The organism is Pseudoxanthomonas sp. 134C1 (genome assembly GCF_057773065.1).
Window position 1 is genome coordinate 38,600 of sequence record NZ_JBYMTH010000008.1, and the last position, 25,255, is coordinate 63,854.

At 67.7% G+C, this 25,255-nt stretch carries 17 protein-coding genes and 1 tRNA gene; 7 read left to right on the forward strand and 11 right to left on the reverse strand.

The features are described 5' to 3' along the window. Positions 1 to 10: 10 nt before the first annotated feature. The 6 genes from AC3DEZ_RS14745 to AC3DEZ_RS14770 are packed head-to-tail and all read right to left on the reverse strand — an operon-like array spanning position 11 to position 6,354. Positions 11 to 787 carry an SDR family oxidoreductase gene (locus AC3DEZ_RS14745; protein WP_488388891.1) on the reverse strand — a complete coding sequence of 259 codons (777 nt, stop codon included), beginning with the start codon at positions 785 to 787 and terminating at the stop codon, positions 11 to 13. 10 nt (positions 788 to 797) lie between these two features. Then, positions 798 to 1,637 (reverse strand): L-fucono-1,5-lactonase, encoded by an 840-nt coding sequence (locus AC3DEZ_RS14750; protein WP_488388999.1) that lies wholly within the window; start codon positions 1,635 to 1,637, stop codon positions 798 to 800. Between the two features lie 2 nt (positions 1,638 to 1,639). After that, complete coding sequence (locus tag AC3DEZ_RS14755; RefSeq protein WP_488388892.1) at positions 1,640 to 3,412, reverse strand: alpha-L-fucosidase; 1,773 nt, start codon at positions 3,410 to 3,412, stop codon at positions 1,640 to 1,642. After that, entirely contained in the window at positions 3,412 to 4,737 is a 1,326-nt protein-coding gene (locus AC3DEZ_RS14760) for an L-fuconate dehydratase (protein ID WP_488388893.1), read from the reverse strand. The genes AC3DEZ_RS14755 and AC3DEZ_RS14760 overlap by 1 nt, the downstream gene beginning before the upstream one ends. Beyond that, positions 4,734 to 5,576, reverse strand: coding sequence for a fumarylacetoacetate hydrolase family protein (locus AC3DEZ_RS14765; protein ID WP_488388894.1), 843 nt, complete (start codon positions 5,574 to 5,576; stop codon positions 4,734 to 4,736). The genes AC3DEZ_RS14760 and AC3DEZ_RS14765 overlap by 4 nt, the downstream gene beginning before the upstream one ends. Positions 5,577 to 5,586: 10 nt before the next feature. Beyond that, on the reverse strand, positions 5,587 to 6,354 hold the full coding sequence (locus AC3DEZ_RS14770; protein WP_488388895.1) for an SDR family oxidoreductase: 768 nt from the start codon (positions 6,352 to 6,354) through the stop codon (positions 5,587 to 5,589). Between the two features lie 101 nt (positions 6,355 to 6,455). Here AC3DEZ_RS14770 and AC3DEZ_RS14775 point away from each other — a divergent pair, with 101 nt between their 5' ends. From AC3DEZ_RS14775 to AC3DEZ_RS14785, 3 genes are read left to right on the forward strand one after another with little or no spacing between them, the layout of a single operon-like run. Next, positions 6,456 to 8,813 (forward strand): beta-N-acetylhexosaminidase, encoded by a 2,358-nt coding sequence (locus tag AC3DEZ_RS14775; RefSeq protein WP_488388896.1) that lies wholly within the window; start codon positions 6,456 to 6,458, stop codon positions 8,811 to 8,813. Then, the gene (locus AC3DEZ_RS14780; protein WP_488388897.1) at positions 8,813 to 11,224 is read left to right on the forward strand and encodes a glycoside hydrolase family 3 N-terminal domain-containing protein; all 2,412 of its coding nucleotides are present in this window, start codon (positions 8,813 to 8,815) and stop codon (positions 11,222 to 11,224) included. Before AC3DEZ_RS14775 ends, AC3DEZ_RS14780 begins: the two co-directional genes overlap by 1 nt. Before the next feature lie 40 nt (positions 11,225 to 11,264). Next, entirely contained in the window at positions 11,265 to 12,779 is a 1,515-nt protein-coding gene (locus AC3DEZ_RS14785) for an alpha-L-fucosidase (RefSeq protein ID WP_488388898.1), read from the forward strand. 124 nt (positions 12,780 to 12,903) lie between these two features. Here AC3DEZ_RS14785 and AC3DEZ_RS14790 read toward each other — a convergent pair whose 3' ends face one another. Beyond that, positions 12,904 to 14,361, reverse strand: coding sequence for an alpha-L-fucosidase (locus AC3DEZ_RS14790; RefSeq protein ID WP_488388899.1), 1,458 nt, complete (start codon positions 14,359 to 14,361; stop codon positions 12,904 to 12,906). Next, positions 14,358 to 15,749 (reverse strand): alpha-L-fucosidase, encoded by a 1,392-nt coding sequence (locus AC3DEZ_RS14795; protein ID WP_488388900.1) that lies wholly within the window; start codon positions 15,747 to 15,749, stop codon positions 14,358 to 14,360. Before AC3DEZ_RS14795 ends, AC3DEZ_RS14790 begins: the two co-directional genes overlap by 4 nt. Positions 15,750 to 16,134: 385 nt before the next feature. Here AC3DEZ_RS14795 and AC3DEZ_RS14800 point away from each other — a divergent pair, with 385 nt between their 5' ends. After that, positions 16,135 to 19,083: a TonB-dependent receptor plug domain-containing protein gene (locus tag AC3DEZ_RS14800; RefSeq protein WP_488388901.1), complete on the forward strand. Its 2,949-nt coding sequence runs from the start codon at positions 16,135 to 16,137 to the stop codon at positions 19,081 to 19,083. A gap of 75 nt (positions 19,084 to 19,158) precedes the next feature. Here AC3DEZ_RS14800 and AC3DEZ_RS14805 read toward each other — a convergent pair whose 3' ends face one another. Together AC3DEZ_RS14805 and AC3DEZ_RS14810 are read right to left on the reverse strand one after the other, a co-directional pair. Then, entirely contained in the window at positions 19,159 to 20,832 is a 1,674-nt protein-coding gene (locus tag AC3DEZ_RS14805; protein ID WP_488388902.1) for a serine hydrolase, read from the reverse strand. A 268-nt stretch (positions 20,833 to 21,100) separates the two neighbouring features. Further along, positions 21,101 to 21,177, reverse strand: a tRNA-Met gene (locus AC3DEZ_RS14810). Positions 21,178 to 21,295: 118 nt separating this feature from the next. On the opposite strand from AC3DEZ_RS14810, the gene AC3DEZ_RS14815 reads away from it, so the two are divergent. The 3 genes from AC3DEZ_RS14815 (at position 21,296) to bfr (ending at position 22,796) form a co-directional block, all read left to right on the forward strand. Further along, the gene (locus AC3DEZ_RS14815) at positions 21,296 to 21,892 is read left to right on the forward strand and encodes an RNA pyrophosphohydrolase (protein ID WP_447104518.1); all 597 of its coding nucleotides are present in this window, start codon (positions 21,296 to 21,298) and stop codon (positions 21,890 to 21,892) included. Between the two features lie 65 nt (positions 21,893 to 21,957). Next, complete coding sequence (locus AC3DEZ_RS14820) at positions 21,958 to 22,173, forward strand: (2Fe-2S)-binding protein (RefSeq protein ID WP_295374513.1); 216 nt, start codon at positions 21,958 to 21,960, stop codon at positions 22,171 to 22,173. A 152-nt stretch (positions 22,174 to 22,325) separates the two neighbouring features. Then, positions 22,326 to 22,796: a bacterioferritin gene (bfr, locus tag AC3DEZ_RS14825; RefSeq protein WP_295374549.1), complete on the forward strand. Its 471-nt coding sequence runs from the start codon at positions 22,326 to 22,328 to the stop codon at positions 22,794 to 22,796. Here the strand turns inward: bfr and AC3DEZ_RS14830 are convergent. Then, complete coding sequence (locus tag AC3DEZ_RS14830) at positions 22,769 to 25,225, reverse strand: hybrid sensor histidine kinase/response regulator (RefSeq protein ID WP_488389000.1); 2,457 nt, start codon at positions 25,223 to 25,225, stop codon at positions 22,769 to 22,771. The genes bfr and AC3DEZ_RS14830 overlap by 28 nt on opposite strands. Positions 25,226 to 25,255 lie beyond the last annotated feature (30 nt).

Below are 25,255 nucleotides of genomic sequence, written 5' to 3' on the forward strand. Positions count from 1 at the left end.
GGGGATGTCCTCAGGTAAGTGCGCGGTCCAGATGGGTGTAGCCGCCGTCCACGAACAGCCATTGCCCGGTCACGTGCGAAGCGCGCGCGGACAGCAGGAACACGGCGGTGTCGGCGATTTCATCGGCGCGGGTCATGCGCCGTTCCAGCGGGATGCGGCGGGTGATGTCGGCGAGTTTCGCGTCCGGGTCGTCGAAGCCCGACAACCAGCTCTGGTAGAGCGGCGTCATCACTTCCGCCGGCACCACCGCGTTCACCCGCACACCGTCCGCGGCCAGCGACGCGGCCCACTCGCGGGTCAGCGACAGCTGCGCGCCCTTGGCGGCGCAGTAGCCGCTGGTGCCCCCCTGGCCGGTGACCGCGGTCTTGGAGGAGACATTGACGATGGCGCCGCGGCTGGCCTTCAGAGCGTCGACGCACAGGTGCGCCATCACGTAGTAGTGGATGAGGTTGCGCTCCAGCGATTGCACGAACGCGTCGCGGCCGGCGTCCAGGCCCACGCCATCGTTCACGCCGGCGTTGTTGACGAGTCCATGCAGATGGCCGAACTCCGCCAGCGTCGCCGCCACGGCCTGGGCGCAGGCGTCCGCGTCCGACAGTTCGAGTTGATGGAAACGCGCGCGTGGCTGCCGTTGGCGCAACGCCTGTTCGAAGCCGGTCTCCAGCGGGCTACGCCCGAAGATCACCGGAATCGCGCCTTCGCGCGCCAACGCCAGCGTGATGGCGCCGCCGATGCCGGCGCCGCCTCCGGTTATGATCACCACTTTGTCCCGCAGTTCCAGATCCATCGCGAGCCCCTCAGCCGTGTACGTCATAGCAGCGCAGGGCGGTGCCACCCCACAGCTGCGCCTGTTCGGTTTCCGACAACCGGCCCGCCCAGTCTTGCACCAGCGCCGCGACCGCGGCGTAGTCGGCGCGCAGCAGGCACACCGGCCAGTCCGAGCCGAACATCAATCGATCCGCGCCGAAGGCTTCCAGCGCCGCGTCGAGGTGGCGGAGGATCGCTTCGCGGTCGAACGCCGCGGCGACCACTTCGGTGACCAGCCCCGATACCTTGCACAGCACGTGCGGCTGCGCGGCCAGCGCGTGCAGCTGCCGACGCCAGTCCGCCTCGCCGTCGCCGCCGATGGCGGGTTTGCCCAGATGATCGAGCACCAGCCAATGGCGGTCGTGGCGCGCGCAGAACGCCGGCACTTCGGCCAGCTGCGCGGGGCCGCGGACCAGGATCTCGTAGACCAGGCCCTGCCGCTGCACCGCCTCGACACCACGCGCGAAACGCGGGTCGGCCAGGGTGGCGGCGACGTCCGGGTCGTCCTGCAACAGATGGCGGACGCCGGCGAAACGCGGGTGCGCGCGCCAATGCGCCAGGCGATCCTCCGCATGCGCGGCGAACAGATCCACCCAACCGATCACGGCCGCGATGACATCGTGTCGCTGCGCGAGATCGAGCAGGAACGTGTTCTCCGCTTCGGCGGCGCGCGCCTGCACGGCGATGCAGGCGTCGATGCCGGCGGCGGCCAGCAACGGCGCCAGATCGTCCGGCAGCCAGTCGCGCCGCAACACGCCCATGCCTTCGCCCATCCAGGCATAGTCCCGGGGCAGGTAGCGCCAGAAGTGCTGATGGGCGTCGACGCGCATCGTCACGGTGAGGTTTCCGCCCGCGGTGACACGCGTACCGCGTCGAAGCGCAGTTCCAGATCCTGCGCCGGGTAGGCGGGCGTGGCCAGCGTGATCGTCACCGGCGTCGCGCCGGCGGCGGCGTCGGGCAGGGCGAACGGACCGATCGCCCGCGCGCGCAGGGCATCGGCGGTGACGAGCTGTTCGTGGGCGCCGACGCGGATCCGGTAGGCCTGCCCGGACGATGCCTTCGCGCCGGTGAAACGCAGCCACACGGCGTCATGCGCCTGATCGGGCAGCAGCGCGGCGCGCAGCGAAACGGTGGTGGCGCGCTGGCTGCGATAGCCGCTGCCGAACGCGAAGCTGGTGCCCGGATGCCAGGCCGTCCACGGGAGCGTGGCGGTTCCGGATGCCGGTACCGCGATCGCATGTGGCGGCACGATCCGTGGGGGACCCCGCAGTTCGACCCGCAGCACCGGCAGCACCGCATCCGGCGCGCGGGCCGGCAGATCGATCACCAGGGCGTCGTTCTCGCGTCGCCATGCCAGCGGCGCCGCGGTGTCGTCGCCATCGACGCGGACCGCCTGCGGATCGCCGGCCAGCCCGTTGACCACGAGCCGGCCACCGTGCCAGTCGCGCACGAACAGATGGATCGCCTTGTCGTCCGCGAGCGTGCTGCCCCAGGCTTGCGGCGGCAGGCCACTCGGATGGGCGGTCAGCGCGACGTTGCCGTGGCGCCGCAGCCACTGGCCGATGCCGCGCAGCACGTCGGCCTCGAACGGCACGATCGCGCCATCGCCCATCGGGCCGATGTTGAGCAGGTAGTTGCCGCCGGCCGCGCGCGCCTGGACCAGGCCGTTCACCAGTTCACGCACCTTGCCCGGCGCGTCCTCGCGCTGCTGCCAGCTGCGATAGCCCCAGGTGGCGTGGTAGATGGACGCCGGCACTTCGAACGGCGGCTGCATCGATGGCGGTGGCGCCTCGTTGTCGCCGAGGGTGACGAAGTCGCCGGCGTTGTTCCAGATCCGGCCGTTGATGACCGCGGCCGGCTGCAGTCGATGCACGATGCCGGCGAAACGGCGGCTCTGCTCCGGTGTGGGCGTGGACATGTCGAACCACACTTCGGTGATCGGGCCGTAGCGGGTCATCAGCTCGGTGATCTGCTTTTCGATCAGCGGCTCCATCGAGGCCGGAACCGGATTGCCGTTGTCCGGATCGAAGGGATGACCGGCATGCCAGTCCACCAGCGAGAAATAGATGCCCAGGCCCAGGCCGCGCGCGCGGCAGGCCTCGGCGATGAGCTTGATCGGATCCTTGCCGAACGGCGTGCGGTCGACGATGTCGAAGTCGGTGCTCGCGGTGTCGAACATCGCGAAGCCGTCATGGTGCTTGCTGGTGACCACCACGTAGCGCGCACCGGCGTCCTGGGCCAGTTTGCAGATCGCGTCGGCGTCGAACTTCGGCGCGGCAAAGCGTGCGGCGACCTTCGCGTAGTCGTCGTGGGAGATGTTGGCCCAGCTCTGGATCTGTTCCGAATAGCCGCGCGTCACCGGCTTGCCGTTCCACACGCCGCCCAGTTCGGAATACAGACCCCAGTGCACGAACATGCCGTAGCCCTGATCCCGCCAGTGGCGGATACGGGTGGCCGGATCGGCGGCCGGCGTCGCGGTGGCCGCCGCGGGCTTCGCGGAGGGCGTGGCGGCCGGTGGCCGTTGTCCGCAGCCCGCCGTCAGCAGCAGCGCGGCGGACAGCAGCGCGCCCGGCAGGGCGGAGCGTCGGCGCGCCGTACCCGGCATCAGGCGGCACCGCCGGACGTGGAGGGATGCAGGTACTGGCGGCGGCTGGCGTCCTTCATGGTGATCGAGAAGCCGGGCGCGGTCGGGGGCAGGTAGGCGGCGTCGCGGATCACGCAGGGGTCCTGGAAGTGTTCGTGCAGGTGGTCGACGTATTCCACCACGCGGCCCTCGCGGGTGCCGGCGACGCAGACGTAGTCGATCATCGCCAGATGTTGCACGTATTCGCACAGTCCCACACCCCCGGCGTGCGGACACACCGGCAGGCCGTACTTGGCCGCCATCAGCAGGATCGCCAGCACCTCGTTCACCCCGCCCACGCGGCAGGCGTCGATCTGGACCACGTCGATGGCGCCGCCGGCGATGAACTGCTTGAACAGGATCCGGTTCTGGCACATCTCGCCGGTGGCGACCTGCACCGGCGCGATGGCCTGGCGGATGCTGCGGTGGCCGGCGACGTCGTCGGGACTGGTGGGTTCCTCGATGAACCACGGACGGGCGAACGCCAACTGCTTCACCCAGTCGATGGCCTGGCCGACTTCCCAGATCTGGTTGGCGTCGATCATCAGCTGGCGATCCGGACCCAGCACCTCGCGGGCGATGGTGACCCGGCGGATGTCGTCCTGCAGATCCCGGCCGACTTTCAGCTTGACGTGGCGGAAGCCGGCGTCGACCGCCTGCCGGCAAAGCCGCCGCAGCTTGTCGTCCGGATAGCCCAGCCAGCCGGCCGAAGTGGTGTAGCAGGGATAGCCCTCGCGTTCGAGGGTGGCGATGCGCGCGGCCTTGCCGGCTTCGCGATCACGCAGCAGCGCAAGCGCTTCCTCCGGTGTGATGGCGTCGCTGAGGTAGCGGAAATCGACGCAGCGCACCAGTTGTTCCGGTGTCATGTCGGCGACCAGCCGCCACACCGGTTTGCCCTCGGCCTTGGCCCACAGATCCCACGCCGCGTTGACGACCGCGCCGGTGGCCAGATGCATGGCGCCCTTGTCCGGACCGATCCAGCGCAACTGGCTGTCGGAGGTGACGTGGCGCCAGAAGCGGCCCATGTCCTGCGCGATCCAGTCCAGATCCAGGCCGACCACGAGATGCTGCAACGCCTCGATCGCCGCGCAGCACACTTCGTTGCCGCGGCCGATGGTGAAGGTCAGGCCGTGGCCTTCCAGTCCGTCGCGCGAGGTTTCCAGCACCACGTAGGCGGCCGAATAATCCGGATCCGGATTCATCGCATCCGAGCCGTCCAGATGCTGCGAGGTGGGGAAGCGCAGATCCTCGACCCGCATTCCGGTGATGCGCACGCCGGCCAGCGCCGGCTGGGGAACGGCATTCATGCCTGCACCACCTTCTGCCGCTGCTCGCCGAGGCCATCGATGCCCAGCCGCATGACCTGTCCGGGGCGCAGGTACACCGGCGGCTTCTGGCCCAGGCCCACGCCCGGCGGGGTGCCGGTGGAGATCACGTCGCCCGGTTGCAGGCTCATGAATCGGCTCAGGTAACTGATCAGATAGGGCACCTGGAACACCATCGTGCGGGTGTTGCCGTCCTGGTAGCGGTGGCCGTCCACTTCCAGCCACAGGCCGAGCGCGTGCGGATCGGCGATCTCGTCGGCGGTCACCAGCCAGGGGCCGAGCGGACCGAAGGTGTCGCAGCCCTTGCCCTTGTCCCAGGTGCCGGTGCCTTCCAGCTGGAAGGCGCGTTCGGACACGTCGTTGATCACGCAGTAGCCGGCGATGTGATCCATCGCGTCGGCTTCGGCGATGTAGCGGCCGCCGCGTCCGATCACCACGCCCAGCTCCACTTCCCAGTCGGTCTTGTGCGAACCGCGCGGAATCCGCACGTCGTCATCCGGACCGCAGATCGCGCTGGTCCATTTGTTGAAGATCACCGGTTCGGCGGGCACCTGTGCGCCGGTCTCGGCGGCGTGGTCTGAATAGTTCAGGCCGATGCAGACGAACTTGCCGACCTGGCCCACGCAGGGACCCAGGCGCGGAGTGCCGTCCACCAGCGGCAGCGCGGACACGTCCAGCGCGCGCAGGCGTCGCAGGCCTTCGGGGGTGATCGCCTCGCCGGCGATGTCGGTGGTGACCGACGAGAGATCGCGGATGCGGCCTTCGCCGTCGAGCAGTCCGGGCTTTTCCGCGCCCGGTGCGCCATGGCGCAACAGTTTCATGCAGGTTTCCTTAGTTGATCCAGCCGCCGTCGATCACGTGCGTGGTGCCGGTGGTGAATGCGGACTCGTCGCTGGCCAGGTACACCGCCAGCGCGGCGATTTCCTCGGGGCGGCCCAGCCGGCCCATCGGCTGGCGGCCGACGAACGCGGCCTGCACGTCCTCGACGGAACTGCCCTGTTGCCGCGCCTGTTCGGCGATGCGCGCTTCCAGCGAAGGCGAGCTGACCGTGCCCGGGCAGATCGCGTTGCAGCGGACGCCGCGGCCGACGAAATCGGCGGCCACCGCCTTGGTCAGACCGATCACGGCGGCCTTGGTGGTGCCGTAGATGAAGCGGTTGGGCACGCCCTTGATGCTGGAGGCGACCGAGGCGACATTGATGATCGAGCCGCCGCCCCGTGCCAGCATGCCCGGCAGCAATTGGCGGATCAGGTGGTACATCGAACCGACGTTGAGGCGCCAGGCGATGTCCCAGTCCTCCTCGTCGGCATCCAGGATGCTGCCGCTGTGGACGAAGCCGGCGCAGTTGAACAGCACGTCCACCGCGTCGCCGGCATTGGCGTGCCGCTGCGCCAGGGCGGCGATCGCGGCGGTGTCGGTGACGTCCAGGCGCAGCGGCGCGAGCGCGTCGCCGGCCTCGACCCGCAGCCGCTGCAGGGCTTCCTGGTCGATGTCGGCGGCGATCACCCGCGCGCCTTCGCGGATGAAGGCCAGCGCGGTGGCGCGGCCGATACCCTGGCCGGCGGCGGTGACCAGGGCGAGTTTGCCTTGCAGGCGCATGGGGGGCTCCGGGCTAATGGCCTAGTGGTTGGACCAATGCTATCGTGAGATCCGAAACTTGCAACCCGGCAGGGCAGAGGCGAGGTCCGATGATGGAACAGATGAAAGGGAAATGGGGGGCGGCCCGCGCCGTCGCGATGGGAAAAGCGACCGGGTTGGCGGTCCTGGTGCTGGTCCTGGGGGCTTGTGGTGGCCCGGCCGGTGCTCCGGGGCAGGCGGCCCCGCCCGCCGAGGCCTTCGCCGCAGGGAGCACGCCGCCGCTGATTCCCGCGCCCGCGCAGGCCACGCCCGGACAGGGCCGCTTCGTGGTGGCGGCCGACACGCCGGTCGTGGCCGCCGCGGCGGATCCGGCCGCCCAGGCCGCCGCCAGCCAGTTCATCGCCATGCTGCGTGAAAGCACCGGCGTCTCCCTGCGCCAGGCCGATTCGGCATCGGGAGCGGCCATCGTCTTCAGCACGGACGCGAAGCTGGAGACCCGCGCGGAAGGCTATGCGCTGGACGTGGCCGCCGACGGCATCCGCATCCGCGCCCGCGAGGGTGCCGGCCTGTTCTACGGCGGCGTCAGCCTGTGGCAATTGCTGACCACCGCCGACACGCTGCCGATCAGCGTGCCCGCGGTGCGCATCGCCGATGCGCCGCGTTTCGGCTGGCGCGGCTTCATGCTGGATTCGGCGCGGCACATCCAGAGCATCGACGAGATCAAGCGCCTGCTGGACCAGATGGCGCGGCACAAGTTGAACGTCTTCCACTGGCACCTGACCGACGACCAGGGCTGGCGCCTGGAGATCAAGCGCTATCCGAAGCTCACCGAAGTCGGCGCGTGGCGCATTCCCGCCGGCAAGGCCGGGCAGGGCGCCGATGGCAAGCCGGTGCGCTACGGCGGTTTCTATACCCAGGCCGAGGCCCGCGAGATCGTCGAATACGCGCGCCAGCGCCACATCACGGTGGTGCCGGAAATCGAGATGCCCGGCCACGCGCAGTCCGCCATCGCGGCGTACCCGGAATTCGGCGCCACCGGCAAGACGCCGCCGGTATCGCCGGACTGGGGCGTCAACACCTGGCTGTATGGGGTGGAAGACCCGACCTTCAAGTTCCTGGAGGACGTGCTGACCGAGGTGATGGACATCTTCCCGAGCCGGTACATCCACATCGGCGGCGACGAGGCGGACAAGTACCAGTGGCGCAACTCGCCGTCGATCCAGGCGCGCCGCAAGGCGCTCGGCCTGACCGACGACATGCAGTTGCAGAGCTGGTTCATCAAGCGCATCGAGACGTTCCTTGTCGCCCACGATCGCCGCCTGATCGGCTGGGACGAAATCCTCGAAGGCGGCCTGCCGCCGGAAGCGACGGTGATGTCCTGGCGCGGCATGGAGGGCGCGGTGGAGGCGGCGCGGCAGGGGCACGACGTGGTGCTGAGCCCGAGCAACGTCACCTACATCAACCGCATGCAGTCCGACGAATCCGACGAACCACCGGGCCACGACTACACCACGACGCTGCGGAAGGTGTACGACTTCGAGCCGGTGCCGCCGGAACTGGACGCCGATCAGGCCAGGCACGTGCTGGGCACGCAGGCCAATCTGTGGACCGAGCATGTGCGCACCGAGCCGCGGGTGGAACACATGGCCTTCCCGCGCCTGTCGGCATTGGCCGAGATTGCGTGGTCGCCGAAGGCCACGCGCGACTGGGACGGCTTCCTGCAGCGGCTGGCCCCGCAGATGCGGCGCTTCCAGCGCGCCGGCATCCGCGCCGCCGACAGCGCGTTCGCCGCGCGCATCCGCGCGCAGGCCGGAGGCGAAGGCGCGCAGGTGACCCTGCTCAACCAGACCGGATTCGGCGAACTGCGCTACACCATCGACGGCAGCGAACCGACCACGCAGTCGCCGCGTTACCAGCAGGCAGTGCGGGTGGCGCTGCCGACCACGGTGAAGGCCAATGCGTTCTTCCAGGGCAAGCCGCTGGCCGCGCCGCGCGAACTGCGTGTCGATGCGCTCGCGCTGCGCACCCGCGAGGCTGAATACCTGGATGCCTGCCGCAAGGACAGCTACGTACTGCGGCTGGAAGACGACGAACCGCTGGAAGGCGAGCGCGCGGTGGTGCCGGTCGATATCGGCACGCCGTGCTGGCAGTGGAAGCAGGCGCCGCTGGACGGTGTCACCACCCTGCGCGCGGAGGTGCTGGACCTGCCGTACAACTTCCAGTTCGGTGGCGATTCGGTCGGTGTCGAACTGCCGCCGGCCGGACCGGTGGACCTGCAGGTGCGCGTCGGCGGCTGCGAAGGCAAGCCGGTGGCGGCGGCGCGGGTCGAGGCGGGCGCCGACGCGGTGAAACGGGTCGACGTGGCCCTGCCGTCCCTGCGGGGCGCGCAGGATCTGTGCCTGAAATTCACCGGCGATCACCGGCGCGTGCTGTGGGCCATCGATCGCATCCAGTTGCTGACGGCGGCGGAGCCGCGCTGATGCGCGTACCGGCAACGCTGGCAATGCTGCTGGCGGCGGGATTCACCGCCGCCACCCCTGCGACCACTCCGGAGGAACCGGTCCCGGCCTTCGCGCCGACGCCGGTGATCTACCACGACGGCTGGATCGATCTGGACAAGAACGGCCGCAAGGATGTCTACGAGGACGCCCGCGCGCCGATCGACGCGCGGGTGGAGGATCTGCTCGCGCGGATGAGCATGGAGGAAAAGACCGTCCAGCTGGCGACGCTGTACGGTTACGGCCGGGTGCTGAAGGATCCGTTGCCCACCGCGCAATGGAAGGCGGCGCTGTGGAAGGACGGCATCGGCAACATCGACGAGATGCACAACGGCTGGGGCGATGGCCGCGGGAGCGTGTACGCCACCGACCTGCGCCGGCACGTGTGGGCGATGAACGAGGTGCAGCGGTTCTTCGTCGAACAGACCCGGCTCGGCATCCCGGTCGACTTCACCAACGAAGGCATCCGTGGCGTCGAGGCGCATGGGGCGACCAGTTTTCCCGGCCAGTTGGGCATCGGACATACCTGGAACCGCGCCCTGGTGCGCCGCATCGGCCGCATCACCGGGGTCGAGGCGCGCGCGCTGGGCTACAGCAACGTCTACGCGCCGATCCTGGACGTGGCCCGTGACCAGCGCTGGGGCCGGATGGAGGAAGTCTACGGCGAGGATCCGTATCTGGTTTCGCGCCTGGGCGTGGAGATGGTGAAGGGCCTGCAGCAGGATTACACCGTCGCCGCCACCGCCAAACATTTCGCCGTCTACAGCGCCAACAAGGGCGCGCGCGAGGGCATGGCACGCACCGACCCGCAGGTCGCGCCGCGCGAGGTGGAGGAAATCTTCCTGCCACCCTTCGCCGCCGCTATCCGCGAGGCCGGCCTGCTCGGCGTGATGAGTTCCTACAACGACTACGACGGCGTACCGGTCACCGGCAGCCGCTACTGGCTGACCGAGCGCCTGCGCGGCGATTTCGGCTTCCGTGGCTACGTGGTGTCCGACAGCGAGGCGGTGGAGTTCCTGCACACCAAGCACGGCGTGGCGGCCGATGCCAGGGACGCGGTGCGGCAAGCGGCCGAGGCCGGCCTGAACATCCGCACCAACTTCACCCCGCCGGAGGACTACGTGATGCCGATGCGCGCGGCAATCGCCGAGGGTTCGCTGCCTCTGGCGACGGTGGACGATCGCGTGCGCGACGTGCTGCGGGTGAAATTCACCCTGGGCCTGTTCGACCGACCCTACGTGGACGACGCGGATGCCAGCGCGCGCGTCGTGAATTCGGACGGGCATCGCGCGGTCGCCCTGCAGGCGGCGCGCGAGAGCCTGGTGCTGCTGAAGAACGTCAACGCCGCGTTGCCGCTGCGCCGGAATCTGAAAACGATCGCGGTGATCGGCCCCAACGCCGACGACGGGCGCTACTCCCACCGTCACTACGGTCCTTCCGGTGGCCATGTGGTGACCGTGCTGGAAGGCGTGCGCGCGAAACTGGGACCACGCGCCGAGGTGCGCCATGCGAAGGGCGTGGAGATTGCCAGCGGCAACTGGCCGGCCATCGAAATCCTGCCCGAGCCGTTGAGTGCCGCCGAGCAGGCCGGCATCGACGAGGCGGTGCGCGCGGCCACCGGCGCCGACGTGGCGATCGTGGTGCTGGGCGACGGCGATCGCACGGTCGGTGAAAGCCTGAGCCGCACCAGCCTGGACCTGCCCGGCCGGCAGCTGGAACTGCTGCGCGCCGTGCATGCCACCGGTACGCCGGTGATGCTGGTGCTGATCAACGGCCGGCCGATGAGCATCAACTGGGCCGACGCGCATGTGCCGGCGATCCTGGAAGCCTGGTTCCCCGGCGATCACGGCGGCACCGCCATCGCCGATGCGCTGTTCGGCGACTACAACCCGGGCGGCAAACTGAGCGTGACCTTCCCGAAGAGCGCGGGGCAGATTCCGTTCAATTTCCCGACCAAGCCGAACGCGCAGTGGGAAGGAGAAAAGTCGCGCGTCAACGGCGCCCTGTACACATTCGGACATGGCCTGAGCTACACCACGTTCGAATACGCCAACCTGCGCGTCACCCCGCAGCGGATTCCGGTGGGAGGCAACGTCGAGGTGAGCGTGGACGTACGCAACACCGGTCGCGTGGCCGGTGACGAGGTGGTGCAGCTCTACACCCGCGACGTGGTCGGTTCGGTGACCACCTACGAGAAGAACCTGCGAGGCTTCGAGCGCATCCACCTGGCGCCGGGCCAGCGCCGCACCGTTCGGTTCCGGCTGGGCCCCGAGGATCTCGCGCTGTGGAACCGGCAGATGCGGCGGGTGGTGGAGCCTGGCGCGTTCAAGGTGATGGTGGGTTCGGGTTCGGAAGACATCCGCCAGCAGGGCGAATTCGAGGTACAACCATGAGCGCGACGCATCGTGGCGATGCGCGCGAAGGAGCAATCGGATGACGATGCAATGGCCGCGCTGGACGCGGCGCGGTTTCCTGGGTGCCGGCGTGGCCGGCATGACTGGCGCGCTGGTGCCGCTGGCGGCGGCCGGTGCGACCGCATCGGGCCGATCCGCAACGGGAGCGATGGGAGCGGCGGCGCGTCCACGCCCCAGCGCCGCGCAGCTGGCCTGGCAGCGCGAAGAACTGTCGATGTTCGTGCACTTCACGGTGAACACCTTCACCGGACGCGAGTGGGGCGACGGCAGCGAAAGTCCCGCCATCTTCGACCCGAAGGCGCTCGACGCGCTCCAGTGGGCACGCACCGCCAAGGCCTGCGGCTTCCGCAGCATGATCCTCACCGCCAAGCATCATGACGGCTTCTGCCTGTGGCCGACCAGGACCACCGCGCATTCGGTCGCCAGCAGTCCCTGGCGGGATGGCAAGGGCGATCTGGTGCGCGAATTCACCGAGGCCTGCCGCGCGGAAGGATTGGGCGTGGGCTTCTATCTGTCGCCGTGGGACCGCAACGCGCGTGTGTATGGCGAGGGCAAGGCCTACGACGATTTCTACATCGAGCAGCTGACCGAACTGCTGACCGGCTACGGCCCGGTGGTCGAGGTCTGGTTCGACGGCGCCAACGGCGAAGGCCCCAGCGGCAAGCGCCAGCAATACGACTGGGCGCGCATCCATCGCACCGTGCGCGAACTGCAGCCGCAGGCGGTGATGTTCTCCGACGCCGGTCCCGACGTGCGCTGGATCGGCAACGAGACCGGCAGCGCCGGCAGCACCTGCTGGGCCAGCGTCGATCCGGCGCGGGTGCCGCGTCCCGGCGCCGACGATCCGTGGACCGGGGAAGCCTTGCAGCAGGGCGATCCCCATGGGGCGGTCTGGCGTCCGGGTGAAACCGACGTATCGATCCGGCCGGGTTGGTTCTGGCATGCGGACCAGGATGCGAAGGTGCGCACGCCGCAGAACCTGGTGAACCTGTACTTCACCTCGGTGGGCCGCAACAGCAAGTTGCTGCTGAACGTGCCGCCGACGCCGGATGGCCTGTTCCACGACAACGACGTGCGCGCGCTGCAAGGTTTCGCGCGCCTGCGCGAAGCGCTGCTGGCGAAGGATCTGGCGCGTGGTGCGAGCGCGAAGGCGAGCACGGGCAGTGGCGCGGCGCAGGTCGTGGATGGCGACGCGGACAGTTTCTGGACGCCGGGCGGCGACGCGCGCGAAGGCTGGCTGGAACTGTCGCTCCCGCGCGATGCGGAGTTCGACGTGGTCCGGCTGGAGGAAGCCATCGCGCATGGCCAGCACGTTTCCAACTACCGCATCGACATCTGGCGCGACGGTACCTGGATACCGCTGACCTGGGGCACGACGATCGGCCACTGCAAGCTGGACCGGGTGCCGGCCACGCGCACCGAGCGGCTGCGCCTGATCATCGAGCATGCCTACGCCGCGCCACGCATCGCCCGCATCGGCCTGCACCGCAGCGCGGATGCCGCCTGGGATCGCCCCGACCATCACGGGGGCTGAGCGGGAAGCTAGCGCCGCCGGCCGACGCTCGCGGCGCTGGAGACGCTCCGGTCGTCGCATGCGCGACATTGCCCGAAGCCGGAAAGAACACGGGGCGCCGAAGCGCCCCGTTCCGTTCCCGCGGTCAATGCATCCGTGCCGTCGCACCCGGCAGACGGATTGCCCAGGCCGGCGAGCCGGCGGTGGCGTCGCGCGCCACCTCGGGAATCATCGCGATGGTCCGGTCGCCCTCGCGCCGCCATTCCAGCGCCACATCGCTGCCCAGCAACGCGAGACGGCTGCCGGCGCGCGGCGGCGGACCGGGAATCTCCAGTTGCGCCGGCAAGCGCTGCTCATCGGCGTCCGGCAGATAGATCGCGTACACGTCGCCATTCTTCAGCCGGGTGTAGCGGAACTTGCCGTCGCGGTACGGCGCCACCGAACGGCTGGCGTAGATGGCGCCGCCATTGGTCTTCATCCACGCGCCGATTTCGCGCAGCCGGCTCACCGCCTCGGCCGGCAGCTGCCCGTCCGGCTGCGGCCCCACGTTGAGCAGGTAGTTGCCCCCCTTCGCAACCACGTCCACCAGCATCTGCACCACGGTGCGCGTGCTCTTGTAGTGGTCGTCGGGTGCATAGCTCCAGGAGTTGCCCAGGGTCATGCAGGTTTCCCAGGGATACGGCAGCGGCTCGTCCGGAATCTTCTGTTCGGGCGTACGGTAGTTCTCGTAGCGGCCGCCGACCGCGCGATCGACGACGATCAGGCCGGGCTGGTGGCGCCGCGCCATCGACGCGAGCCGCGGCATGTCGATGTCCTGCGGCCACGGCACCCCGGCCAACCCCTGCGCGGCATCGTCCAGCGTGTCGCCCGGGCGCACCCAGCCGCCGTCCAGCCAGAGGATGTCGATACGGCCGTAGTCGCGGGTCAGTTCGCCGATCTGCGCATGGGTGAAGTCGACGAACCGCTGCCAGCGCTCGGGATGCTTGCGGGTGTCGTAGTTGACATGGCGGTTGGGGGTGGCGAAGCGCGGCCACCAGTAGTCGTCGCTGTGCCAGTCCGGCTTGGAGAAGTAGGCGCCGATACCGAATCCCTTCGCGCGGAACGCGTCGAACACCGCGCGGGTGACGTCGGCGCGCGGATTGTCGTGGAAGGGCACGTTGGGTGCGGTGATCCGGTAGTCAGTCTGGCGAGTATCGAACATCGAGAAGCCGTCGTGGTGCTTGGTGGTGAACACCACGTACTTCGTGCCGGCCTCGCGTGCGACCTCCGCCCAGGCGGCAGGATCGAAGCGGATCGGGTTGAAGGTCTCGGGCAGCGCCTCGTACTGCTTCACGTAGTCGACATAGGCCACGCCGTCGGGACGCTTGCACCAGTCCACGTCCTCGGAGCAGATCGACCAGGATTCGACCACGCCCCATTGGCTGTAGGGTCCCCAATGCATCATGAAACCGAATTTCCAGTCCTGCCATTGGTCCAGCTTGCGCACGACCAGCGGATCGGTTTCGGCCACGTAGTCGCCGCGACTGTCGGCGCGGACGATGGCGGGGGCGTGCAGGGCGAGTGCGCCCAGCAGCGCCAGCGACAACAGGCGATGCAGTTTCATCCATTGCTCTCGATGGGTTTGGATTCTTCACGGTAGAGCTTCACCGGCGCTTCCAGTTCCAGCGCGATCACGGTGATGTCGGGGTCCAGCGCCGCCTTCGGCACGCTCAGGAACAACAGGCCCGGATGCTTGGACCAGTCGTACTTGCCCAGCACCCGCGCCTGTACCGGCTGATCGCCGCCGACCACGCGCGCGCGCAGCACCTTGCTGTCGAAGGCCTTCACCAGCAGGTCGCCGTTCGGTGCGCCGTCCAGGAACAGGTAGACGGTGCGGCCATCCTTCGACACCGTGCTGGGGCCGGCGAAATGATCCAGGCCGATGCCGGCGGTGGTGCCGTAGATGGCCTCGCTGTGCTTGCCGGTCCAGCGCCCGAGCTTCTCCAGGATCTCCACCTGGCGCGGATCGATGCTGCCGTCGGCCTTCGGCCCGATGTCCAGCAGCAGGTTGCCGCCCATCGACAGGGTCTGGCTGAAGATCTGGATGATCTGGTGCGGACTCTTGTACTCGGTGTCGCGCGGCTGGTAACCCCACGACCGGTTCATCGTCAGGCACAGCTCCCAGTACGTCTGCGCCGGCTTGATCACCGGCACGCCCAGTTCGGGCGTCGCATAGTCGCCGTATTCGTTCAGGCGCGAGTTGATGATCAGGCCGGGATTGCGCGCGCGCATGTCGGTGCGCAGCTTGGCCGACTGCCATTCGGCCGCGTTGTGCTCCCAGTCGCCGTCGAACCAGATCAGATCCGGCCGGTAGCGCTGCTGCAGATCCGCGATCTGGCCCTGGTAGTAATCCAGGTAGCGCTGCCAGCGTTGTGGTTCGGCGGCGAGGGTGTAGCGCTTCTGTTTGCGGGTGAATACGTCGTAGTCCGGATACGACCAGTCAGGCAGCGAGTAGTACAGGCCCACCTTCAGGTCATTGGCGCGCAGCGCGTCGGCAAACGGGCCGACCAGATCGCGGCGCGCGGGCGTGTCGCGCACCACGTTGAGGCCCTGACGCGAATCCCACAGCGCGACGCCGTCGTGATGGCGGGTGGTCAGCACCGCGTAGCGCGCACCGCTCTGCCGGATCAACCGCGCCCAGTCCTGCGGGTCATAGGCGTTCGCGGTGAAGCCGCGCAGCTGCTTCAGATAGTCCGCATGCGACACCTTGCCGTTGAAGAACGACCAGGATTCGTCGATGCCGTCCACCGCGTAGATGCCCCAGTGGATGAAGATGCCGAGCTTGGCGTCGGCGAACCATTGCATGCGTTGCGCATGCTGCGCGTCGGTTTCGCCGTGGGGAGGCGTCGGCGCGGGAGCCGTGGCCGGAGGGGCGGCCGCCAGGGCGCCGGCGCCGCCGAACAGGCCGAGCAGGGAAAGCAGGAGGGAAAGGCGTGTCGGGCGAACGCGCATGCGGGGCTCCGTTTGGTTCAAAGGCTGGACCAATCGTAATCACATCGCGTGCACACGCAAGATCGCTATTCAGTGAATCCGTGGGGTGCTCCCCGATGACCCGCTCGTTTCCGCCGGCCTGGGGCCTTGCGGGAGCCCGCAGGCCAACGGGCGCCGAAGCCCTGCGACCAAGGGTTTGGAACCGACTCGGGCACGTCAGAGCGTAAGCATGATGACAGTTCTGTCATGAAATCGGTTCCAGCGAATTAAATCGGTACAAAAAGAGAACTACGTCACATTTTTGTGAATTTCTTAAAGTTATGTTTGCCGGGAGCGCCGAGCTAGGGGGCTTGCGCGCGCCTATAGGCTGGACCTTTAAACCAATCGTTTTTCCTGGGAGGGAGTAATGAACCGCTTGTATTCGAACCGCCGCACCATCCTGGCGGCCGCCATGGCAGTGGCATTGAGTTGTCCCCTGGCTGCGATCGCGCAGGACGGGCAGGCGCAGCAGACACAGACCGATGAGAGTCAGGCGGACGGCAAGGCCAAGAATCTCGATACCGTCACCGTCACCGGATCGCGCATCAAGCGCTCGGAGATCGAAGGGCCGGCGCCGGTGACCGTGATCTCCGCGGACCAGATGCGCAAGGAAGGTTTCGCGACCGTCTACGACGCGCTGCAGACGATCACCGCCGCGCTCGGACCGGTGCAGAACGACTACGACTGGGGCCAGTCCAGCGTCAACGCGTATCCGATCAACCTGCGCAACCTCGGCCCGGGCCGCAGCCTGCTGCTGATCAACGGCCACCGCGTCGCCGACTACCCGATGCCCTACCAGGGCAAGAGCAACTTCGCGAACTTCAACAACATCCCGACCGGCATCGTCGAGCGGATCGAAATCCTGGCCGGCTCGGCCTCGGCGATCTACGGTTCCGATGCGATGGGCGGCGTGATCAACGTCGTGCTCAAGGAAAACATGGAAGAGCACGTGGCGCGCGTCCGCTACGGCAAGGCCACCCGCGGTGGCCGCAACAACATGGACTTCTCGCTGTCCGGCGGCTTCACCGGCGAACGCGGCTCGGTCGTCTACAACCTGCAGCACTTCAACCGCGGCGTGCTGCTGGCCAAGGACCGTCCGTTCATGGACGAGGAAGCCGACAAGGACTACCGCGTGTGGGGTCCGGGCGAGCGTCACTTCGGCGTGGCCCATCTGACGCCGTATCCCGGCCTGTACCTGCAGGACCGCGACAATCTGGTCTCGCTGGGGCTGGGCACTGCATACCAGCGCATCGCGCCGCCTTCGGGCTCCTGCGAGCAGTTCGGCAATCTGTACTACCGCGCCAACCTGCTGGGCTATGACCGCAACACCGGCACCGCCAACAACGCCGGCGAATACTGCGCCCAGCGCGTGTTCGCCAATTGGGCGCTGCGCACCGGCAGCAAGGACGACTCGGCCTACCTGCACGGCACCTGGGACTTCAATGACGAGTTGCAGGGCTGGGCCTCGCTGGGCATCTGGCGTTCGACCGGCGACTTCAACACCTTCCTGGACGCGTTCGACAGCTCGGTCTACTGGGATCCGACCGTCAACAATGGCGCCGGCGGCAGCCGCCGCTTCCTGAAGTTCCATTCGCCGCAGGAAATGGGCGGCGAAGGCGCCATCCTGACCAAGTCGAACGAAGAGGCGCTCGATTTCAGCGTCGGCCTGCGTGGCCGCCTGGCCGACAAGTTCGATTGGGAAGCGATGGTCGGCCGCGCCACCTACGAGGTGCGCGAGTCGTTCCCGGTACTCAACCAGGGCGACATGTTCGACTACTACATGGGGGCGCAGCAGGGCACTTCCGGCAACAACCTGCCGATCTACACGCCCGACTACAACAAGCTGTGGAATCCGATCTCGGTCGACGACTTCCGTTCGTTCTCCGACCGCGGCCACAAGAAGGCGCGCTCCTACCTCAACCAGGCGCAGTTCGTGCTCAGCGGCGACCTGTTCGAGGGCTGGGCCGGCCCGATCGGCTTCGCCGCGGTGCTGGAAGCCGGCAAGCAGGGCTACCGCCTGACTCCGGATCCCAAGACCCTCAACCAGGACGAGGACGGCTGGTACACCCCGTTCGGCAACGTCGAGCAGGGCGGCGGCGACCGCAACCGCTATGCGGCGGGCGTGGAGTTCCGCGTGCCGGTGCTCAGCACCCTGAACGCCAACATCGCCACCCGCTACGACAAGTACGACGCGGTCGCCAGCGACGCCGCCGTGACCTACCAGTTGGGCCTGGAATGGCGCCCGATCGACACCCTGCTGGTGCGCGGCAGCTACGGCACTTCGTTCCGCGCGCCGGACATGCACTACATCTATGCCAAGCCGAGCTCGGGCGTCTCCGACTTCACCGACTACGTCCGCTGCGCCGACGCTGGCTGGCCGAACCGCCAGTGCCCGCGCGACGACTTCAAGATCGAAGACGCCGCGGTGGAACGCACCGGCACGCCGGATCTGAAGTACGAGGAAGGCAAGTCCTGGAGCGCGGGCTTCGTGTGGGATGCCTTCAAGGGCTTCTCGCTGTCGGCCGACTACTGGTCGATCAAGGTCGACAACCTGATCGACGACATCAGCGCCGAACAGCTGCTGCTCGACGAGGCCTACTGCACCCGCGACGGCTTCGATCCGGAAGGCAAGATCCGCGGAGTCGCTCCGAGCGCCGCCTGGTGCAACGAGGTGGTCAGCCGCATCCAGCGCACCAGCGGCGTCCCCAGCAGCGAGGCAGGTTCGGTCACGATCCTGGTCAACCCGATCAACCGCGCCGAAACCGAAGTCACCGGCGTGGACGTCAACGCGCGCTACCTGATCCCGGACACCAACTGGGGCGACTGGAGCTTCAACCTCAACTACACCAACATGCTGACCTACAAGTCGCGCGGCTTCCCCACCGACAAGCTGGAGGACACCCGCAAGACCCAGAACCCGCGCACCAAGATCACCCTGAGCGCCAACTGGGTCCTCGACAACTGGAATGCGACCCTGATGATGTACCAGAAGTCCGGCGGTCGTGATAACCGCTGGGGCGGCTGCATGCCGTTCGCGGATGGCTACGTTCCCAGCGGTGCGGCGAACTGCCAGGACCTTGGCCCTGGCCCAACCACGGGCGAATCTACCCAGCGCATCTTCAATCGCCGCGAACCGCGCCGGTATTTCAACGGCAGCGTGGGCTACTGGTTCACCGAGAACTTCAAGGTCAACCTGTACGTCAGCAACATCTTCGACAAGATCTACGGCGACAAGTGGTGCGGTGACTTCGCCTACTGCATCGACGACCCGGTCGGTCGCGAAGTGGCAGCGGAAATCATCTACAAGTTCAAGTAATCCTGCTGTATCGCATCGTCTCTCCCGATGCGACGGGGCCCGGCGAAAGCCGGGCCCTTTTTTGTTGCGGCGACTTCACTCAGGTTGACGCGCCGGACGCCGTGGAGAGGGCACAGGGGACTTCCCGGCAAAGCGAAGCGCGCCCAGGTTCTCGCCCACGAAATCGAATCCATCGACGCGTCCGGAACCGTTCCGGACGAACTGGACGGTCCCCATGTCGCCCGTGAACCTGTCGACATGGGCCGGATGCGGCACCAGCTCCGCGTCACCCCGGCGGAAGTGATGGATGTATAACTTGCCATCCTCCACATCGACCTTGTACAGCGTCGCCAGATCGTCGTTGGAATAGGTGCCGGCGTATGCGTCCAGGCCTCCAGGCACGAATGGCTCCACTCTTTCCCCTTCGACCGAGCGGAACAGGAGCACGGACCTGCCTCGGCTTGCCGAAAAGGAAATGGGGGCGCGATAGGCAGGCACCCAGAATTCCGTATCCGATTTCGCTTCGGCAGGCACCTTCTCTTCGCCCAGGTATTGCGCCATCAGATGTCCATCCTCCAGCGTGATGGTGATCGCGTCATCCTTCCAGCGATAAACGCCCGCAAGACTACGCAGCCGCGCCTGATCCGGCCGCATGGTCGGCGCGTCGCGCAGTATGTCCGCGTTTCCTCCCGCGGGGGCGTTCGCTTCATCCAGGAACAACGCCGCCACCCGCGGCACCTTCTTCGGATTCATGTCGTTGTCGCCGCTGTTGTTCAGCGCGACGATCGAAAGGTGCCGCGCGGGATAGTGCCGGATGTTGGCGCGATAGCCTCCCCACGCGCCGGTATGGAAGACTATGTCCAGGCCCCGCTCCTTGCCCAGCATCAGACCGAAGCCGTAGGGGACGCTTTCGCCATTGGCCAGGGATCCGGACTCCACCATCCGCAGATAGACCGGATCCCGGGCGGCCAGCCTGCGATCGAAATGGATCGCCCAGCGGGCGAGATCACGCAGCGTGGACAGCATGTAGACGCCGCTGTCCTGCTGCATGTCGCGGTGGAAGCCGTGCTCGCCGCGCGAATAGGGCATCGCCGCATTCCTGACGACCCGGGAGTAGTCGTCGACGAACCAGGTCGAATCCATCCCGATCGGATGAAAGATGTTTTCCATCGCCCATTGCGGAAACGGCTTGCCGCCCGCCTCGGCGACAATTTTCTGCAGCAACAGGTATTCGGTATTGCTGTAGGCGTAGCGCGTGCCCGGCGTGAACGCCAGATCCCGCTGCGCGACCGTTGTGCGCATGCAATCCTCGCCGGAGAACGCGTCGTCGTGGCGCCATCCGGCCGCGACAAGGACCGCATAGCAGTCACGGATGCCGCTGGTATGGTGCAGCAGCTGGCGCACGCTGACCGGGCCTTCGGCGTACTCGGGCAATTCGGGTACATATCTGCGCACGTCGTCGTCCAGCGCGAGCTTGCCCTGTTCGATCAGGATCGACACGGCCAGGCCGGTGAACTGCTTGGACAATGATGCGGTATTGAACGGGGTCGTCGGTGTGAGCGGCGCGCCATATTCCACGCTGGCCAGGCCGTGGCTTCTCTCGAACACCACCTTCCCGTCCTTGATCACGGCAACCGCGTAACCGGGTGCATCGTCCGCAGCATCCGCGAAGATCGCATCAACGCGTTCGACGAGGAAAGCGTCTTCCGTGGCGTGGGCGCCGGAAGACGCAAGCAGCAAGAGCATGAAGAGGGTGCGCATCGTTTTCATGGCCTGCGATTTCGCGGGTGGCCCAGCCATGGATGCGCGACGGTCCGTCAGGGTTTAGACGAGACTTGCAGAGTCCGTTGCGGCCCGGCGTTCAAGGCTGAAAGCACCGCCTGCGGCGAACCGATACGTACGGGCGGGACCGTTGCTGCGGGGAGGCGGAAACAACGGGCCAAAGCGGGAATGGCGGGATGACGCGATGGTCACAGGGCCACTTGGCGCCCCAAAGCAAAAGCCCCGCAGCGAGGCGGGGCTTCTTCGTTTCCCGGCATGGTGGCTATGGGTGGACTCGAACCACCGACCCCAGCATTATGAGTGCTGTGCTCTAACCGGCTGAGCTACATAGCCGTGCAGGAACCGCACATTTTTCCGTTTCGAGGGCTGCCTGTCAATCCGGCCGGGCCGGCTTGTCGGCACGGGCCGGGCGTGGCAGAGTCGGGGACAGTAGATTTCAGGAGTCCGCATCGTGATCGATCCGGACGGCTACCGACCGAATGTCGGCATTGTGTTGATGCGCCCGGATGGCCGGGTGTTCTGGGCGCGACGGGTGCGTCGGGACGGCTGGCAGTTCCCGCAGGGCGGGATGAACACGGATGAGACACCGGTCGAGGCCATGTACCGCGAGTTGCGCGAAGAAACCGGCCTGTTGCCCGAACATGTGGAAGTGTTGGGGGCTACGCCCGGTTGGCTGCGCTATCGGCTGCCCCCCCGCGCCATCCGCCACCACGAACGCCAGGTCTGCATCGGCCAGAAGCAGGTCTGGTTCCTGTTGCGCCTGGTCGGCGACGAGACCCACCTGCGCCTGGACGCCACCGACACGCCGGAGTTCGACCACTGGCGCTGGGTGGATTTCTGGTACCCCATCGAGCATGTGGTGATGTTCAAGCGCGGCGTCTACGCGCGGGCGCTCGGCCACCTGGCCTCCTATGCCCGGAGCGTGGTCGCGACCCTGGCCGTGCCGCCCCAGCGGCAGGAGCGGCTGGGCGAGGGGCACAGCCGCCCCCGTCCGCGAAACCGGCCGGGACGTAAACGCGGGCAGGGCGCCGGCGAAGCCAAGAATTGACAATCATTCTCATTCGCGCTCAAATGTGCATCGGGCCGCTCTGGCCCGTTCGACCGAATGCCGCCGTGTACGTCTGCATCTGCAACGGAGTCACCGACCACCAGATCCGCGAAGCCGCCGCCAATGGCGTGCGCACGGTGGCCGAGCTGACCATGCGGACCGGCTGCGGCGCCACCTGCGGCAGTTGCCTGGACATGGCCGGCGGTCTGCTGGATGCGCACCACGCCCGCGCCGAGCGCGAGTTCAGCCTGCCGATCCTCGGGCTTTCCCAGGCCGCCTGATCCATCGTGTGGTCCGCCGCGGCGCCTGGTCACCCGGCCTGATCGCCATCCGGTTTCCCCCCCCTCCGACGAGATGAGCACGATTCGCGTTCCGTCACACGGCGGAGCAAACGGTTAGCATGCGCCCCGTTCATACCCACGGGAGCACCGCCATGAAGGGCGACGCCAAGGTCATCGAATTCCTCAACAAGGCGCTCTACAACGAGCTGACCGCGATCAACCAGTACTTCCTGCACGCCAAGATGCTGAAGAACTGGGGCCTGAAGGAATTGGCCGAGCATGAGTACAAGGAATCCATCGACGAGATGAAGCACGCCGACAAGCTGGCCGAGCGCATCCTGTTCCTGGACGGGCTGCCGAATTTCCAGGCGCTGGGCAAGCTGCGCATCGGCGAGAATCCGCGCGAACTGCTCGAATGCGATCTGGCGCTGGAGATGGAAGGCCTGCCGCTGCTGCGCGACGCGATCAAGTACTGCGAGGATCAGGGTGATTACGTCAGCCGCCAGCTGTTCGCCGACATCCTGGATTCGGAAGAGGAACACGTCGACTGGCTGGAGACCCAGCTGTCGCTGATCGAGCGCATCGGCGAACCGAATTACCTGTTGACCAAACTCGAAGACTGAGAGGCGCTGGCCGCCGGTACCGGCGGCCGCCCCAACTGCTGGGTCGAATAGCCCAGCAGCGCCATCCGCGCCCGCGCGTACTCGGCAATCACCAGCGCCACCGCCACCGCGGGGCGGTCCAGCCGCGCCGCGCGCGCGCCCAGTTCGACCCGCTTGGCCGCGGCCGACAGGGCCATCGCTCCGACATTGGCGCTGGAGGACTTCAGGGTATGCGCCGCGTCGCGCATCGCATCCAGTTCCGGCACCGCCGCCGCCTTCTCCAGCGCGGCGATCAGGCGCGGCGCGTCTTCCAGGAACAGGCTGATGATGCGGATGGTTTCATCGCCGGCGATCTCGCGCAGTTCCTCCAGCATGCTGTGGTCCAGCACCGGGAAGGCCGGGGTGGCGGCGCGCGCGGCCGCCGCGGCATCGGACAGCGTGGCTGGCGCGGTCGCGGATTCGGGCTTGCGCGGCGCCGGCGCCGCGACCGCCACGTGTCCGGGCAGCCAGCGTTGCAGGCAGGCTTCCAGCTGCTCGCGGGTGACCGGTTTGGCGAGATAGTCGTCCATGCCCGCGTCCAGGCAGCGCTGGCGATCCCCGGCCATGGCATTCGCGGTCATCGCGACGATGGGCAATCGCCGCTGCGCGCCGAGCTCGTTCTCGTGCGTGCGCCAGCGGCGTGTCGCGCTGTAGCCATCCAGGACCGGCATCTGGCAGTCCATGAACACCAGGTCGAACGGCTCGATCATCATCCGTTGCAGCGCCAATTCGCCGTTGGCTTCCGACTCGCTGCGGAAGCCGAGCGCGGCCAGCAGTTTCTGCGCCACCAGCAGGTTCACCGGGTTGTCTTCCACCAGCAGCAGGCGCGCCTCGGCCGGTGACGCTGTCGAGGCCGTTTGCGCACCCGTGCCTTCACCCGCTTCCGCGTGCGCATTCGCCGCCTCAGCTTCCACGCCGGATTCCGTCGGATCGAAGACGGGAGCGGGTGTACGAGCCGGTGTGGCCTCGACGTCCTCGAAGATATCGCCGATCACCACCGGCGGCGCTGCGGCCTCCGCGTCGGCCGCCGCCTGTCCGGTCAGCGCCGCGCGCAGCGCCGAATCCGGCGCCTGGCGCGACAGCAGGGTGCTGTCGCTGCGCAGTTCTTCCGGCACCGTCTCATCGCCGTACAACCAGATCAGCCGGACCGGCGTCGCGCCCGCCGGGCGTCGCGCGAGCGTGCGGTGCAGGGCGCGGGCGGTGCTGCGGATGCCGGCGGCGTCGGCGACCACCGCGACGAAATCGTCGGCGCGCGTTTCGCCGGCGGCGCGCAGGCGCTCCAGCGCTTCCTGCGTTGTTTCAACCGCATTGACCTGCAAGCCCCAGTTGGTCAGCAGCAGGGCCAGTCGCTGGCGCAGGCGTTGATCGGGCGTCACCACCAGCACGCGGCCCTGATCGAAGGCGTGCGGATCGCGCATCTTCATGTCGCCGATGACCTTGGTCAGCGGCGCCTCGAACCAGAAGGTCGAACCACGGCCCGGTTCGGAGATCAGGTCGATGCGCCCGCCCATCAGTTCGACGATGCGCTTGCAGATGGCCAGGCCCAGGCCGGTGCCGCCATACAGCCGGGTGGTGGAAGCGTCGGCCTGGGTGAAGGAACGGAACAGACGCGCCTGCGCTTCGGCGGGAATGCCGATGCCGGTGTCGCGCACTTCGAAACGCAGCAGATGCTGGGCGGAGGTTTCACCCAGGCGGCGCACCACCAGGGTGACGCCGCCGCGTTCGGTGAACTTGATCGCGTTGCCGATCAAATTGCTCAGTACCTGCCGCAGCCGCACCGGATCCCCGCGCACCGGCAGGCGCACCGCCGGATCCAGCTGCAGGCTCAGGCGCAGGCCCTTGTTCTCGGCGGGACGCTGCATCAGCTGCAGCACGCCATCGAGCAGCTCGCGCAGGTTGAAGGCGGTGATTTCCAGATCGAGCTTGTTCGCTTCCAGCTTGGAGTAGTCGAGGATGTCGTCGACGATGCGCAGCAACTGATGCGAGGACGCGCTGGCGGTATTCAGCATTTCGCGGTGGTCGGTCGCCAGCGGCGCGCGCGCCAGCATGTCCAGCATCGGCACGATGCCGTTGAGCGGCGTGCGGATCTCGTGGCTCATGGTGGCCAGGAATTCGCCCTTGGCGAGCACCGCGGACTCGGCGGCCTGCTTGGCCTGGAGCAGTTCCTGCTCCAGCTGATCATGCCGCTGCAGATCCCGGCGCAGCGCGTTGCGTTCGGATTCGGCGATGGCCGCGCGCGCTTCGGCGCCGGTCAGCTGGCGATGCGCGGTGCGGGCATTGAAGGCGGCGAAGCTGCCGCACAGCACCGCGATCGCGGCGGCGGCGAGGGCGGCCTGCCACCACGGACCGGCGACGCCGGCGTAGGGCAGGACCAGGAATACCAGCGCGGCCACGCCCGCGGCGAGGGCCAGCCAGGGGGCGACCGGGGCGGGCCGCTGCGC